Origin of the sequence: Alkalibacterium thalassium, assembly GCF_900101165.1 — a bacterium.
In the GTDB taxonomy this organism is placed as follows: Bacteria; Bacillota; Bacilli; order Lactobacillales; family Carnobacteriaceae_A; genus Alkalibacterium; species Alkalibacterium indicireducens.
The window spans coordinates 9,983-24,045 of sequence record NZ_FNFK01000014.1; the positions used below are offsets into that span (position 1 = coordinate 9,983).

The 14,063-nt window shown below is 41.3% G+C and carries 14 protein-coding genes; 12 read left to right on the forward strand and 2 right to left on the reverse strand.

The window, feature by feature from the left end; all coding sequences use genetic code 11:
• The 3 genes from BLR76_RS12000 to BLR76_RS04845 form a co-directional block, all read left to right on the forward strand.
• Window positions 1–237 (forward strand): hypothetical protein (locus BLR76_RS12000; RefSeq protein WP_218121395.1); only part of this gene is annotated, 237 nt, incomplete at its 5' end.
• Window positions 238–257: 20 nt separating this feature from the next.
• Complete coding sequence (locus BLR76_RS04840) at window positions 258–1,421, forward strand: GtrA family protein (protein WP_091266169.1); 1,164 nt, start codon at window positions 258–260, stop codon at window positions 1,419–1,421.
• A gap of 53 nt (window positions 1,422–1,474) precedes the next feature.
• Window positions 1,475–2,065: a class I SAM-dependent methyltransferase gene (locus BLR76_RS04845; RefSeq protein ID WP_218121396.1), complete on the forward strand. Its 591-nt coding sequence runs from the start codon at window positions 1,475–1,477 to the stop codon at window positions 2,063–2,065.
• A gap of 43 nt (window positions 2,066–2,108) precedes the next feature.
• Here the strand turns inward: BLR76_RS04845 and BLR76_RS04850 are convergent, their stop codons facing one another.
• Window positions 2,109–3,083: a hypothetical protein gene (locus BLR76_RS04850; protein ID WP_091266172.1), complete on the reverse strand. Its 975-nt coding sequence runs from the start codon at window positions 3,081–3,083 to the stop codon at window positions 2,109–2,111.
• A gap of 498 nt (window positions 3,084–3,581) precedes the next feature.
• On the opposite strand from BLR76_RS04850, the gene BLR76_RS04855 reads away from it, so the two are divergent.
• From BLR76_RS04855 to BLR76_RS04885, 7 genes are all read left to right on the forward strand, one after another.
• Window positions 3,582–4,496, forward strand: a complete 915-nt coding sequence (locus tag BLR76_RS04855) for a PLP-dependent cysteine synthase family protein (protein ID WP_091266174.1) — start codon at window positions 3,582–3,584, stop codon at window positions 4,494–4,496.
• Between the two features lie 24 nt (window positions 4,497–4,520).
• Window positions 4,521–5,660 (forward strand): bifunctional cystathionine gamma-lyase/homocysteine desulfhydrase, encoded by a 1,140-nt coding sequence (locus BLR76_RS04860; protein WP_091266177.1) that lies wholly within the window; start codon window positions 4,521–4,523, stop codon window positions 5,658–5,660.
• A gap of 22 nt (window positions 5,661–5,682) precedes the next feature.
• Window positions 5,683–6,234 carry a serine O-acetyltransferase EpsC gene (epsC, locus tag BLR76_RS04865; protein ID WP_091266179.1) on the forward strand — a complete coding sequence of 184 codons (552 nt, stop codon included), beginning with the start codon at window positions 5,683–5,685 and terminating at the stop codon, window positions 6,232–6,234.
• A gap of 12 nt (window positions 6,235–6,246) precedes the next feature.
• A complete protein-coding gene (locus BLR76_RS04870; protein WP_091266182.1) occupies window positions 6,247–6,933 on the forward strand; it encodes a class I SAM-dependent methyltransferase in 687 nt (228 codons plus the stop codon).
• Window positions 6,933–7,415: an S-ribosylhomocysteine lyase gene (locus BLR76_RS04875; protein WP_091266185.1), complete on the forward strand. Its 483-nt coding sequence runs from the start codon at window positions 6,933–6,935 to the stop codon at window positions 7,413–7,415. The genes BLR76_RS04870 and BLR76_RS04875 overlap by 1 nt, the downstream gene beginning before the upstream one ends.
• A 718-nt stretch (window positions 7,416–8,133) precedes the next feature.
• Window positions 8,134–9,453: a M20 family metallo-hydrolase gene (locus BLR76_RS04880; RefSeq protein WP_091266188.1), complete on the forward strand. Its 1,320-nt coding sequence runs from the start codon at window positions 8,134–8,136 to the stop codon at window positions 9,451–9,453.
• Window positions 9,454–9,471: 18 nt separating this feature from the next.
• Window positions 9,472–10,281 carry a sugar phosphate isomerase/epimerase family protein gene (locus tag BLR76_RS04885; RefSeq protein ID WP_091266191.1) on the forward strand — a complete coding sequence of 270 codons (810 nt, stop codon included), beginning with the start codon at window positions 9,472–9,474 and terminating at the stop codon, window positions 10,279–10,281.
• An 84-nt stretch (window positions 10,282–10,365) separates the two neighbouring features.
• Here the strand turns inward: BLR76_RS04885 and BLR76_RS04890 are convergent, their stop codons facing one another.
• Window positions 10,366–11,073 (reverse strand): zinc metallopeptidase, encoded by a 708-nt coding sequence (locus tag BLR76_RS04890; RefSeq protein WP_091266192.1) that lies wholly within the window; start codon window positions 11,071–11,073, stop codon window positions 10,366–10,368.
• 303 nt (window positions 11,074–11,376) lie between these two features.
• Here BLR76_RS04890 and BLR76_RS04895 point away from each other — a divergent pair, with 303 nt between their 5' ends.
• Window positions 11,377–12,552 carry a galactokinase gene (locus BLR76_RS04895; RefSeq protein ID WP_091266195.1) on the forward strand — a complete coding sequence of 392 codons (1,176 nt, stop codon included), beginning with the start codon at window positions 11,377–11,379 and terminating at the stop codon, window positions 12,550–12,552.
• Window positions 12,545–14,050, forward strand: a complete 1,506-nt coding sequence (gene galT / locus BLR76_RS04900; protein WP_091266197.1) for a UDP-glucose--hexose-1-phosphate uridylyltransferase — start codon at window positions 12,545–12,547, stop codon at window positions 14,048–14,050. The genes BLR76_RS04895 and galT overlap by 8 nt, the downstream gene beginning before the upstream one ends.
• Window positions 14,051–14,063 lie beyond the last annotated feature (13 nt).

A 14,063-nucleotide genomic window follows, 5' to 3' on the forward strand; every position in this document is an offset into this window, starting at 1 on the left:
TTATCCACGGCCCTAATCGTTTTATTTTTTGAAAAACGGTTGAAATTTTCGAGAAATGTGATTGCAGGCATTTTGCTCTACCCACTTTTTGTGATTAGCTTTATTCCATTACAAACAGTGTCTCTATTTAAGAAGACGGTTGACTGGAAAGAAACAGAACATACTGGTGTCCGGATGTATGGGGAAAAATCAAATAAAAAAAATCACCATAAAAAAAAAACAGAAGCACAATCATAAAGTGAGAGTGAGAAAAAGCTATGTATTCAGCTAAAGTGATGGGAATCCATTTTAAAAAAGCTGCGACCTACTTTAGAAATTTTGGATTATCTGCAATGCTTGATCTTAGTATATTTGCAATCATACTATTTTTTGCAAAACCTATTTTTGGAACGGGAATGGCTATTTTAATGGCAAGTGTAACGGCTCGTATTCTGTCATCACTTGTTAATTTCAGGCTCAACAAAGTGCTTTTTTTGGGAGGAAACAGTAAGAAGAGAAGCTATCTAATAAAATATTATATTCTTTGGTTAGGCCTTCTAACTTCATCGGCCAGCATGATTTATATTATCAATGATGTTTTTGCTATCAATGAGGTTATAGCAAAAACGATATCCGATATTTCCTTGGGTATTTTTAGTTATCAAACTCAGATGAGATGGGTTTTTAGGGAAAATTCATCTAAAAAAACAAAAGGCATATACTTTAGAGTGGTAAGAAAAATTCTTGCTTGTTTTATGAAAAGAGAAGTGATGGTTGATAAAAAAATATTTTCAAAAGAAAATGTATTGGTAGGACATCATCAAAATTTCTATGGTCCAGTCTCTTGTATGCTATATCTACCAGATTCAGTTCATTTTTGGGTGGTTTCTCACCTTTTTACTTTTAAAGAATGTTTCAACATGTATTATCAACATACTTTTAAAAAAATCATAAAATTACCAAAGATACTTGCCTTTATAATGGCAGTTCTTTGTGGTCTCTTCATTCCACCATTGATAAAATCAGCAAAAGCAATTCCTGTTTATAGAGAATCAAGAAAAATCACAAAAACTTTAACACAGAGTATTGATTTACTAAATCAAGGAAAGCAAGTCATGATTTTTCCTGATGCTGAATATGATGATGATGGTCAAATAATGGGCGAGATTTATAATGGTTTTATGCATCTAGAGAAGCTCTACCATCGAGCTAACAAGAAGCATATTGGTTTTGTGCCTATTATTACAGACAAAAAAACTGGGAAAATCATCAACTCCAAGGCACTTTACTTTAATGATAAGACTCCCTATAATGTGCAAAAAAATATTTTAACCAATCAAATAAGGGATAGTATGAATTTAAAATATAAGGACAATACAGGGCTGAAAACACACAGCCATATGAGTGAGATGAAGGTGAAATCCACTTATAGAAAGCGGTGAATCAATTGATAAAATCTATCCAATGCTCGCTTTGCAGTTCAAGAACAAAGTTATTGTACAAAATTAAAAATAAGAAATATTATAAATGTGACAACTGTTTTTCAGTCATGTTGGACCCTTTAGATTATTTATCTCAAGAAGAAGAAAAAGAAAGATATAAAAACCATAATAATGATGTAAATGATCCTAGATATCAAAAGTTTGTTTCTCCTATTGTAGAAAAGGTAAGAGATCATTATGATACAAATCATTTAGGCTTAGATTATGGAGCGGGGACAGGTCCAGTAATAACAAGTCTTTTAGAAAAAGAAGGATATGCTTTAAGATTGTACGATCCATTTTTTCACCTCTATCCAAAAAAACTTTCTATAAAATACGATTATATTATTTGTTCAGAGGTAATAGAGCATTTTCACCATCCCTATGAGGAATTTAAAAGTTTAGCTGAAATGTTAAAGCCAAAGGGCAGTATATTTTGTCTGACGAGTCTATATAATGAAGAGATTGATTTTGAAACTTGGTATTATAAAAATGATGATACACATGTGTTTTTTTATCACAAAAAAGCTTTAGAGTGGATAAGAAACAAATTTGATTTTTCTGATTTTTTCATAGATGGAAAGCTAATAAAACTTACAAAATAAAAAGTGAACAATTTGATGTGACCAAATATTTATCCGAGCTTACTTAAACTGTTATGAGACGCAAACTACTATTTTCTGGAATATAGAAAATAGTAGTTTTTTTAAAATTATTTTTATATATAAACAGATTCAAACGTTTAGTTGTATAACGTCTTCGCCACTCACCGATGTGAAGTTCCTTAAGTGCAGCAATGTAGCTATTCTTTGTAAATGGCTCCTCATTATCATCCAATAATAAAAGTGGTTCTTCATTATGACTAACCTTTAATTTATATTCATCACCTTGAATTTCCGTCTTAAAGTTGATTTTTCCTTTCCGACGATGCGCTAAGTCAGGGACTTTCACGCGACGATTTCTATGTAGTAAATAACGATTATCCTTTAGTCGCGTAATGAAGTGATGGCCGATATCTTGGACATACTCATATATCGTATTGGTGTCATAACCACGATCCATAACGAAAGTAGCCTTTTTCTTTCCTAAAAACGAAGTGACTGTATTAAAGCCTTTGGCTATTTCAATATTTTGACTGTGAAAATCTTTCTCCTTGGAAGAATACAAATGATTATACAGAGGCAAGGGATGTTTCGTTTTCAGTGTAGCCATTGAAAAATTGATTGTAGGATAGCCTTTCTCTAAAACATTCTTTGACCCATCACGGACTAAAGCTAAATGTTCCATCTTTTCGGCATAAGGTTTAACAATTTCTGATTCATCAACGATAACCAAAGGGTTATCCGGTATAGATGTTCTTAAGCCATTTAAATAATTATGATGGAGCTCTTTCAAGTCATTCTCTTCAGAAGCATTACGAGATAAGCGTTTAATGGTGTACTGCAAGTCAATATTTTCTTCTAACGCTCGTGCAATATCTGATAACAGGGTATTTTGAGCCTTAGACATGCCATATAAAATATCACTGTAAAATTTCTTTCGTGGTTTAGAAAGACCTTCGGTCAGTTTTTCTAAAAAAGTGATTAAACTTCGCTTTGTTTGATAAATTTCTGTAGAATTCATGGTAAAATAACCTCAGTTCCTGTTTTGTTTTTTTGTTTTGTAGTGATTCAATTATAACAGATAACAGGATAAAATTAGTCCACAGATTTAAGCTGTGGACTGCTCAAAAGCCCGAGGATACCATGTTTTCCACATGTGTATACCTCGGGCTTTTGGCACCGTTCAGGAAATCATAAAATTTTGGGTAAATTCAAAGACTGGGATTCATTGACAATAGATTTAGATAATGCTAATATCAGAAGTGAACAAACTATTAGTAAGTAGATTAGGGAGTGTTTGATCGTGCCAATCACATTTTTAGAGAAGCAAAACGAGTGTTGCTGTACATGTGTACAGTCTATTTCTCATGCTCTCAAAAATGTTCTAGGCGATTAAATCGATAAGCTCCTGATACATTCTGTCACTATCAGATCAGGAAGAAATCATTAACCGTTAGAATAATTAGAGTGAGCGCATGAGGTATCCCCTTGTGCGCTTTTTTGACGAAAGGAGGGTAATATGATTATACAAACAGTAAATGAGCTGATCGGTCAGACACCTATGATGGAAATTAAAGGCTATGACCTTCCAGAGAACACACGTATACTTGCAAAGCTTGAGCAGTTCAATCCTGGAGGAAGCATCAAGGACCGTCTGGGTGTCAAACTTATTGACACAGCATTTAAAGAAGCAATAATCAACAAAGAGTCAACGATAATAGAGCCAACCGCCGGGAATACAGGAATCGGCCTGGGGCTGGCTGCGATGTCATATGGATTGAAATTGATTTTCGTCGTACCTGAAAAGTTCAGCATTGAAAAGCAGGAGCTGATGCGAGTCTTGGGAGCAGAAATCGTCCATACACCTACGGAAGAAGGCATTAAAGGCGCAGTGGCTAAAGCTAAGGCGTTAGGCGAGAAGATCGAAAACAGTTATCTCCCGCTTCAGTTCGAAAATCCTGTCAATCCGTTGACTTATTATGAAACTTTGGGACCTGAAATTGTCAAGGACTTAGATGGTCAGTACCCTGATTCTTTTGTCGCAGGGGCAGGAAGCGGAGGCACGTTCAGCGGGGTTGCTCAGTACTTCAAGGAACAGTCAGAGAGTCTCCGAACAGTCGTCGTCGAACCGGAAGGATCCATATTAGGTGGAGGCGAACCAGGATCCCACGAGACAGAAGGCATTGGTGTTGAGTCGTTCCCGCCTTTCATGAAGAAGGAATGGATCGATCAGGTCTATACCATTTCTGATGAAGAAGCATTCTATTACACAAAGGAACTGGCCAGAAAAAATGGACTCTTTATAGGAAGTTCAAGCGGGGCAGCATTTGCGGCAGCACTTAAAGAAGCACAGACGTTACCAGCAGGCAGTACGATTGTGACTGTCTTCCCGGATGGAAGCGAACGGTATTTATCAAAAAATATATACAAATAAATTCAAAAGAGGAGACGATCAGTTATGCGAATGAAAACAACTTTTATACACGGTGGAATCAGTCATGATGAAGCGACGGGATCAGTTAATGTCCCGATTCACCAGACAACAACATACAAACAGGAAAAAGTAGGGGTTCACAAAGGATTTGAATACTCCAGAACAGGAAACCCGACTCGTCTGGCGCTGGAGAAGCTCATTGCAGATATGGAAGGTGGAGTCAGAGGGCTGGCCTTTGCTTCAGGTTCTGCTGGAACGCATAATATTTTTTCCCTGTTTTCTCAAGGGGACCATATCATCGTCGGGGATGACGTTTATGGCGGAACTTACCGTCTGATCAACAAAATCTTAAAGCGTCTGGGACTGACCTTTACTGTTGTCGATACAAGTGACAGTTCAACAATCGAAGGAGCCATCAAGGACGAAACGAAAGCAATCTTCCTTGAAACACCGACTAACCCTCTGCTTAAAATAACAGATATCAAGGCTGTTGCTGATATTGCCAAAGCGCACGATATAATCACTATCGTGGACAATACCTTTGCTACGCCTTATAATCAACGTCCGCTTGAACTTGGTGCTGATATTGTTCTCCACAGTGCATCAAAATATCTTGGCGGACATAGTGATGTCGTTGCAGGTCTTGTAACAACCAGCAGCGAAAAACTGGCAGAAGAACTAGGATTTCTGCAGAACTCAATTGGCGGAATTCTTGGGCCTCAGGATAGCTGGATCGTTCAGCGTGGGATCAAGACACTTGGTATCCGGATGGAAGCGCATGAAGCAAATGCTAAAAAAATCGTCGACTATCTTAACGGACATGACAAAGTCGAGAAGATATACTATCCTGGACTTGAATCACACCCAGGATATGAAACGGCTAAAAAACAGATGACAGGTTTTGGCGGCATGGTATCATTTGAACTGAAGGAAGGCTTGTCTGCTGAAACGTTCGTCGAAAGTCTATCCCTGATTACACTGGCCGAAAGTCTAGGAGCAGTAGAAAGTCTGATCGAAATTCCGGCACTGATGACACACGGAGCAATTCCTTCAGCAGATCGTCTGAAAGCTGGAATTAAGGATGAACTGATTCGTCTATCTGTCGGAATCGAAGATGTCGAAGATCTGATCGAAGACCTGGAGTCAGGATTCAATAAACTATAATCCAACAGATAGAGGAGCAGACATGAGCGCATTCAAAGAACTGATGCAGACTTATAAAAATAATGACCCGGCTGCAGGCAGCTCAGCTGAAATCGTCCTGACTTATCCTGGAGTCTGGGCAATATTCTTTCATCGAATCTCCCATTTTTTATATAATAAAAGAGTAAGGGTACCGGCTCGTATGCTGTCCATGTTTGCTAGATGGATCACCGGAATCGAAATTCATCCCGGAGCTGTAATCGGTCGTCGGCTGTTTATTGACCATGGTATGGGGATCGTGATCGGTGAAACCGCAGAAATTGGAGATGACGTCAAGATGTTTCACGCTGTTACTCTAGGTGGACGGGGCGATCAGGCAGGCAAGCGTCACCCGACCATCGGTGACGGGGTACTTCTCTCCGCGCATGTACAGGTAATAGGTAATATCACAATAGGTAAACAGGCTAAAATAGGAGCCAGTGCAGTCGTTTTAAAAGATATCCCTGAGGGAGTAACGGCTGTCGGTATTCCTGCAAAAGTAGTAAAGACCAAGGAAGAGAACTTTAGAAAAACTGCAGAAAATCACACGATATAAAGGAGTGAGCTAATGGGTCGAGAATTTATAGAAGTATTTACCGGATGGGCCAAGAATTATGATGCATCAGTCAAAGGCAATGATGAAGAATATAAGGAAGTGTTCGCCGGATATGAGGAAATACTGGCGGAAATAGTCAATAGAAGCGGCAATCATGTTCTGGAGTTCGGCATTGGAACTGGGAACCTGACTGAAAAACTGTTGAATGCCGGCAAGGAAGTGTTTGCTGTCGAGCCGTCACCAGAAATGCGTAAACTGGCTAAAGAAAAGCTGCCGGACGATTTTACGATTCACGATGGGGACATGCAGGAGTATCCACTGCCGGACAAACCTCTGGATACAATCGTCAGCTCATACGTTTTCCATCATCTGGATGATGAAGAAAAGAGCGAAGCAGTAAGATTCTATGCCCAGCAGCTGGCTGAAGGCGGAAAGCTCGTCTTTGCTGATACGATCTTCGTAACTCAGGATGTCTATGACAGTGTCATAGAAGAGGCTGAAAGCAGAGGCTACAGTGATCTTGCGGAAGACTTGAGGAGAGAATACTATCCTCTACTGGATACGGTATACACTGCATTGAGTAAAGCAGGATTTTCCCAGATATCCTTTACTCAAATGAACGATTTTGTCTGGTTATTTGAAGGAACGAAAGTACAAGACGTAAAAAATATGGATATTTTAAAAGGAGATAATCATTAATGGCTGACAAAAAGATGAACGTCGAAAGTTTTAACCTTGACCATACAAAAGTACAGGCTCCTTACGTCCGAGTGGCTGACAGAAAAACTGGAACGAACGGTGACCTGATCGTCAAGTATGATGTCCGGTTTTCACAGCCGAATAAAGAACACATGGACATGATGGCCGTGCATTCCCTTGAACATCTGACTGCAGAGCATATCCGTAATCATGCGGATTATATCGTCGATTTCGGTCCTATGGGCTGCCAGACAGGGTTTTATCTGACTGTTCTGAACCACGATAACATCGATGAAATCTTCGAAGTACTTGAAAAGACGATGAAAGACGTACTGGAAGCTGACGAAGTACCGGCAAGCAACGAGGTACAGTGTGGCTGGGCGGCACATCACACGCTTGAAGGAGCAAAAGAAGTGGCTGAACGCTTCCTTTCAAAACGTGATGAATGGTCAGCGGTATTTGCAGAAGATTCTGTACAGTAATTACTGAAAAATACAATTTAGATCACACGGACTAACCGGTCAGGCGACACTATTATCGTCTGACCGGTTTTTTTCTTCTTTTAAGAGCAATGCTGTTCGATTCGTCCGACGAATCGGTTCATTATTTAAAAGAGCAGTGTTGTAGGCAGTACTATATTAGTGAAATAACGGATTTAATTAATACATAGAGAAACTTCTTCTGATTTTGAGAGTCATTCAGCAACAAGTGATCTTTAGATGTAGTTCCGGCAGTTTAATAAAGGAAAAGGTATCGTTAGCGTACCGGCCAGTTGCAGTTCCGTAACATCAGCAGAGTCTAAGGTATAACTAGCGCGGTTCTAATTACAGTTCCAGGAAATTATAGTTTCCAAAGTGTCGCTAAACAGCTTCTAATTACAGTTCCGAAAAATCAATACGTCCAAAGTGCTGCTAAGCGGCCTCTAGTTACAGTTCCGAATAAATACTGTCTCTAAGATGGCGCTATTCGCCCTATAAGTATAGTTCCGTAAACTGAGGGGATCTAGATATACTATTAGGTCCTCCCATCTTAAAGGTTTAGCATGTCATATACTATAGTGTGTCTTTTTTAGGCTTCATTCCTTTGTGCTGCCAGTCCTTTAGGCATAGAGGCCATACAATCGGGTTTCTGACCGTGAGTCATGTGTATTTGAGGTTAGTCATGCTATAATAAACTCAATGATTTCGGGGAGATGAACATATGACTAAAAGCACATTTGATTTGGAGCAGCAATTACTTTCAGACTTTGACAGTAAGCTGACTGCTGAAGGAGTATCTGGGGAGAGACTCGCTTACCGACTGGGTATACTGTCAAAGATAGGACTTACTGAGGACCAAGGCTCACGACGCCCGGGATTCTCACAGGAAGAGCGAGAAGCAAAAAACTGGATCGTTAAATGGATGGAAGAAGCAGGAATGCAGGTCAGAGAAGATGGGGCAGGCAATATCATCGGCAGATTGGACGGGAAACACCCTGACAAACCAGTAATTATGAGCGGATCCCATGTTGACACAGTCCCTAACGGAGGACACTTTGACGGGACAATAGGTGTGCTTTCAGCTCTGGAAGTTGCTCAGTCATGGAAAGAAACAGGGTATGCACCTGAAAAACCTTTGGAAATAGTGGCTTTTACTGATGAAGAAGGGTCGCGCTTCAACGGAGGGCTGACAGGCAGCGAGGCAATGATGGGGGATACGGACATCGAAGCCATGCAGACTAAGAAAGATTTTGACGGCCGCTCCTTTGAAGAGGTCATTAATGACGTAGGATTAAGTTTTGAAGGATTCAAATCAGCCGGACGTCCGCACAGTGATATCGAGTCCTATGTCGAAGTGCATATCGAACAGGGCAAGCGACTTGAAAAAGAGCAGCTGCCGTGTGGAATTGTAACCGGAATTGCCGGCCCCTACTGGTTGAGATTGACATTCAAAGGACAAGCTGGCCATGCCGGGAATACACCTATGACTGATCGGCAGGATGCGCTGGTTGCGGCTGGACACTTTATTCACTATATCAGTCATCTTCCTCAAAAAATAAACGATTCTGCGGTAGCGACAGTTGGAAATATTGAGGTCAAGCCGAATGGAACGAATGTGATTCCAGGGGAAGTCATAGTTTATGTGGATATCAGGGATATTTATGAAGACACTCGCCAGCAGCTTATTGATGCTATTATTCAGACGGCAGAAGATATCAGTAAATCCTGGGCAATCATTCTGACATGTGAGACGGTGCATAATGTGCCGCCAGTTCCTATAAAAAAAGAACTGCAGGACAAATTGGAAAAAGCGATGCAGGGGAAAGGCATCAGACCCTACTATCTTCCTAGTGGAGCCGGTCACGATGCAATGATCGTGGGCCAGCATGTTCCCTCCGCAATGATTTTCGTACGAAGTAAAGATGGGATAAGTCACAATCCTGCAGAATGGTCTGATCTGAGCGATTGCGTTCAGGCCGTGCACATTCTTAAAGACTACATTGAAAGTTGTCAGTCCCATCAGATAATTCAGCAGAACTGATTAAAGGAGGATAACCTTATGCCGATTATTTCTTATTCGACACTGCCCCTTCTGAAATCTCAACCTATGGAGGCCGTAAAGTCTTGTATTGAACTAGGTGCAGAAAAAGTGGAGTTGTTCATGGACGGCACTCACTGGTCTCATATATCTGATAATCACAAAGAAGAACTTATTCAACAATTAAGAAGAGCAGGCGCCCAGTACAGTGTCCACGCCCCTCACTACGATTTGAACATGGCGAGTGAGTGGGGACCTGTCAGGGCTGCAGCACTGGAACAGTACAAAAAAACCATTCGTTTTGCCGGACGGATCCAGGCCACTCATGTGGTCATCAGCCCCGGAATCATCCATCCAACGACATTTGATAAGGAAAAAAGCCGTCACTATGCAGCAAAAGGAATCAAGACTCTGATTCCTACTGCTAAACAGTGCAAGGTCAAACTGGCTATTGAGAATGGTGGAGATAGACAGAGAGAATTGTTTGACCATGAAGCTTTTATTTCATTTATCCACTCGTTCAATGAAGAAGTCGTTGGTGCCGTTCTTGACGTCGGACACGCTCATATCACTAGGTGGCCTATTGAATTGGTCATGAAAGAGCTGAGCAGCAAGCTTCTGGCCCTTCATATTAATGATACAAGGGGAAATGTGGACAATCATTTGCCTATTGGGCAAGGAGCGATTGATTGGGAAAGGGTCTTTCAGACTATAAAAATGCTTGATATAGAGCCTGATCTAGTTCTGGAATACAATATGAGAACACCGGTTGAAGAACTTTCCCGGAGCAAAGAGGCGATCCATGACCTTTTCAAAGAGAAGAGCGGCTAATCAAGTTTAAACAATTACACAAAAAACAGCCTCATCGTTCCCATTCAATTCAGGGAACGATGAGGCTATCTGCGTTAAATATTACTATCTGCGACGTCTGTTGCCTCCACCAAAAATAAGGAAGAGTCTTAGGACACTCAGGAATGAAGCAATTGCTGCGGCAATATAAGTCAATGCAGCGGCATTCAGTACTTTCTTGGCTTGAGGCAGTTCTTCATTTGTCAGAAGGCCTTGCTCTTCAAGGATACGAATGGCACGTTTAGACGCATCGAATTCTACCGGTAAAGTGACCAGCTGAAACAGCAGAGTCAGTGAGAATAAAAGAATTCCAATATTGATCAGTGTCTGCTGATAGCCCATGAAAAATCCAAGAAACAGAATTGGGAAAGCAGCTGTCTGTCCGAAGTTGGTAACCGGCACAAGTGCTGCACGTAGACGAAGCGGACCGTAGTTGTCGCGGTCCTGCATGGCGTGTCCAGCCTCGTGTGCTGCTACGCCGATAGCAGCTACTGATGTTGAATTCCGAGTGGTATCGGATAATCTGAGGACGTTGTCCTGAGCATTATAATGGTCTGTCAAGTTACCCCTGATCCCTTCAAGTCGGACATTTTTCAGCTGAGCAGCGTTCAAAATCTCGCGACAGACATCGGAAGCGGTATACCCTCGTTTACTCTTCACCTTGCTGTATTTATTGTAAGTGGACTGCACGTACATACTTGCAAATCCGGAAATAATCATCCCTATGATAATCAGAATCATTGTGGGATCCCAATAGAATGGAAAGAATGGCATGTAAGTCCCTCCTATGCGTTATAGATTGTATTAATATTAGACCTGTTCATATTATACCATATAGAACTACAACATTTTAGAAAACTGGGCTAATGTTATGTGAGTTCTTTGTGAATAATGAATGTCCTGTCACATTTTGATGCTAGATTTCATCTTGATACTAGTAGTTTACACTACTGATAAAGGTTTTACTATCTATCCAGAGGCTGATTATTATACACAAGTAAGTTTAGTAAATTTACTTGTGTAGTTTTACTAAAAGGGTTACAATGTTACTGACTACAAGTGGAGGAGCGATTAATTATGAACAGGAATGAACTGCTGGAGGGGTTTAAAGAAGCTTTCGGGTATGAAGGAGATCAGGTTTTCTTTTCTCCAGGACGAATCAATCTGATAGGCGAGCACACTGACTATAATGGCGGAAAAGTGTTTCCATGCGCAATTACTATGGGAACATACGGCGTTGTTAAGAAAAGGGAAGATCAGATGATTCAGGCGTATTCCGGAAACTTTCCGGAAGTGGGCATTCTGACAGCTGATCTTGATGATCTTACCTATAAAAAAGAAGACAACTGGTTGAATTATGTTAAGGGAATGATCACTTTTATACAAGAAAAAACTGGGAAACTGACCCAGGGGTTCGACTTGTATATTTACGGGACTATTCCTAATGGAGCGTCTCTTTCATCTTCTGCCTCTCTTGAACTGCTGATTGGAGTGATTGTCAGAGACCTATTCTCGCTTAGCATCGATCAGCTGGACCTAGTCAAACTGGGGATGCGGACTGAAAATGAATTTTTAGGACTGAATTCAGGCATTCTGGATCAGTTTGCTATCGGCATGTCCAAAGCAGGCAGCGCGCTGCTCCTTGATACAAACACACTGGCATACGACGAGATTCCAGTTGATCTGCCTGACCATAAAATTATTATCATGAATTCAATGACTAGAAGAGAGCTGGTCGATTCTGAATACAATACCCGTCGCGAGCAGTGCGAGACAGCGTTAAAGCAGCTTCAGACAGTAGTGAATGTCAGTAGTTTAGGTGAGCTGACAGAAGAGGCATTTGAGGCGCATAAACATGTCATATCAGATGAGATACTGCTCAGACGGGCAAGACATGCTGTCTATGAAAGTGCAAGAACGGAACGGGCAGCAGAGGCTCTGATGAAGAATGACCTGAAGGCATTCGGCCAGTATATGAATGAGTCTCATGAGTCCCTTCATGAAGACTATGAGGTTACAGTCAGGGAAACGGATCTCTTGGTCAGACTTGCCTGGAAGCAGAAAGGAACAGTTGGTGCCCGTATGACGGGTGGTGGCTTTGGAGGCTGTTGTATTGCCATCGTCGAGGATGGTCAAGTCGATGAATTTATTGCTCAGGTCGGTGAGGCATTCAACGAAGAAATTGGACATAAAGCAGAATTTTATATTGCAGAAACAGAAGATGGCACAAAGGAATGGGTGAACAATGACTAAGGCACACAATACACATGGGATTAATCAGGTGATTACTGATTTTGTAGAGTCGCAGGTTAAATCAGGCCTCGTTCATCAGACAGATAGAATTTATCTGGCCAACAGACTGGCTGCATTGCTGAAAGTGGATGCATTGGAAAATCTGTCCCCTTCAGATAGGAAAAATACAACGCTGGAGCAACTAGACGAACTGATAAATTACGCTGTTTCAACCGGTCAGATCGAAGACCTACCTTCCTCTAAGGATATATTTGGTGCAAAAGTGATGGATCTAATTACTCCTGCCCCGTCGCAAGTCAATCTGCAGTTCTGGGAAAATTACAGACAAAGTCCCAAAAAAGCTACAGATCAATTTTTTGGGCTGAGCCGACAGACCAATTACATCAAGACAAGAGAAATAGCTAAAAATATAGAGTATACGCATGAAACAGATTATGGCGAGCTTGAAATTACAATCAATCTTTCCAAGCCCGAAAAAGATCCAAAGGAGATTGCTAGAGCCGGAAAGAATAAGCCGAATTATCCGAAGTGCATGCTTTGTATGGAGAATGAAGGATATGAAGGGCACTTGTCTCACCCGGGTCGGGCGAACCACCGAATCATTCGCATGACTGTCGGTGAGGAAGTCTGGGGATTCCAGTACTCGCCGTATGCTTATTATGATGAGCACTGTATCTTTCTTTCACACGTACATCGTGAAATGAATGTCGGGATACAGGCAGTCAGAAACCTGATAGATATATTGACCATTCTGCCGCATTATTTTGTAGGATCGAATGCTGGTCTGCCAATCGTCGGTGGATCGATTCTGTCTCATGATCACTATCAGGGTGGACGCCATACGTTTCCGCTGGAGCGTGCTGAAGAAAGGTTTTCTTTCGAACTCGATGGAATGACCGATGTCAAGGCGGCTGTCATTAAGTGGCCGATGTCAGTGATTCGTATAACGAGTGATTCTAAGGACAGTCTGATAAAAGCCGCAGAAAAAGTAATGTCGGTCTGGGAAGGCTACTCGGATGAATCCGTAGATTTATTATCCGAAACAGATGGAGTCCCACATAATGCTGTAACTCCGATTGCCCGTAGAAAAGGGGAGGCTTTTGAACTGGATCTGGTTCTCCGGAATAATCGGACATCTGAATCCTATCCAGATGGGATCTTTCATCCTCATCCACCCGTTCAGCACATTAAAAAGGAGAATATAGGCTTAATTGAAGTAATGGGTCTGGCGATCTTGCCCCCCCGATTAAAGGACGAACTGAACCAGGTCCGCGACTATCTGCTGGGAAGAGTCGATGCAGTTGATCCCGTCCATCAGTCGTGGGCTGACGAGCTGAAATGTGAGCATGAAGTAACCGAAGAAACTGTCGGGGATATCGTTGATAAAGCTGTCGGAGAAGTGTTTCTTCAGGTACTCAAGGATGCAGGAGTATTCAAGACAGATCATAATGGAAAAGAAGCCTTTAAACGGTTTATCACTCACTTAAAAAAGGTATAATGGAAACGTATTA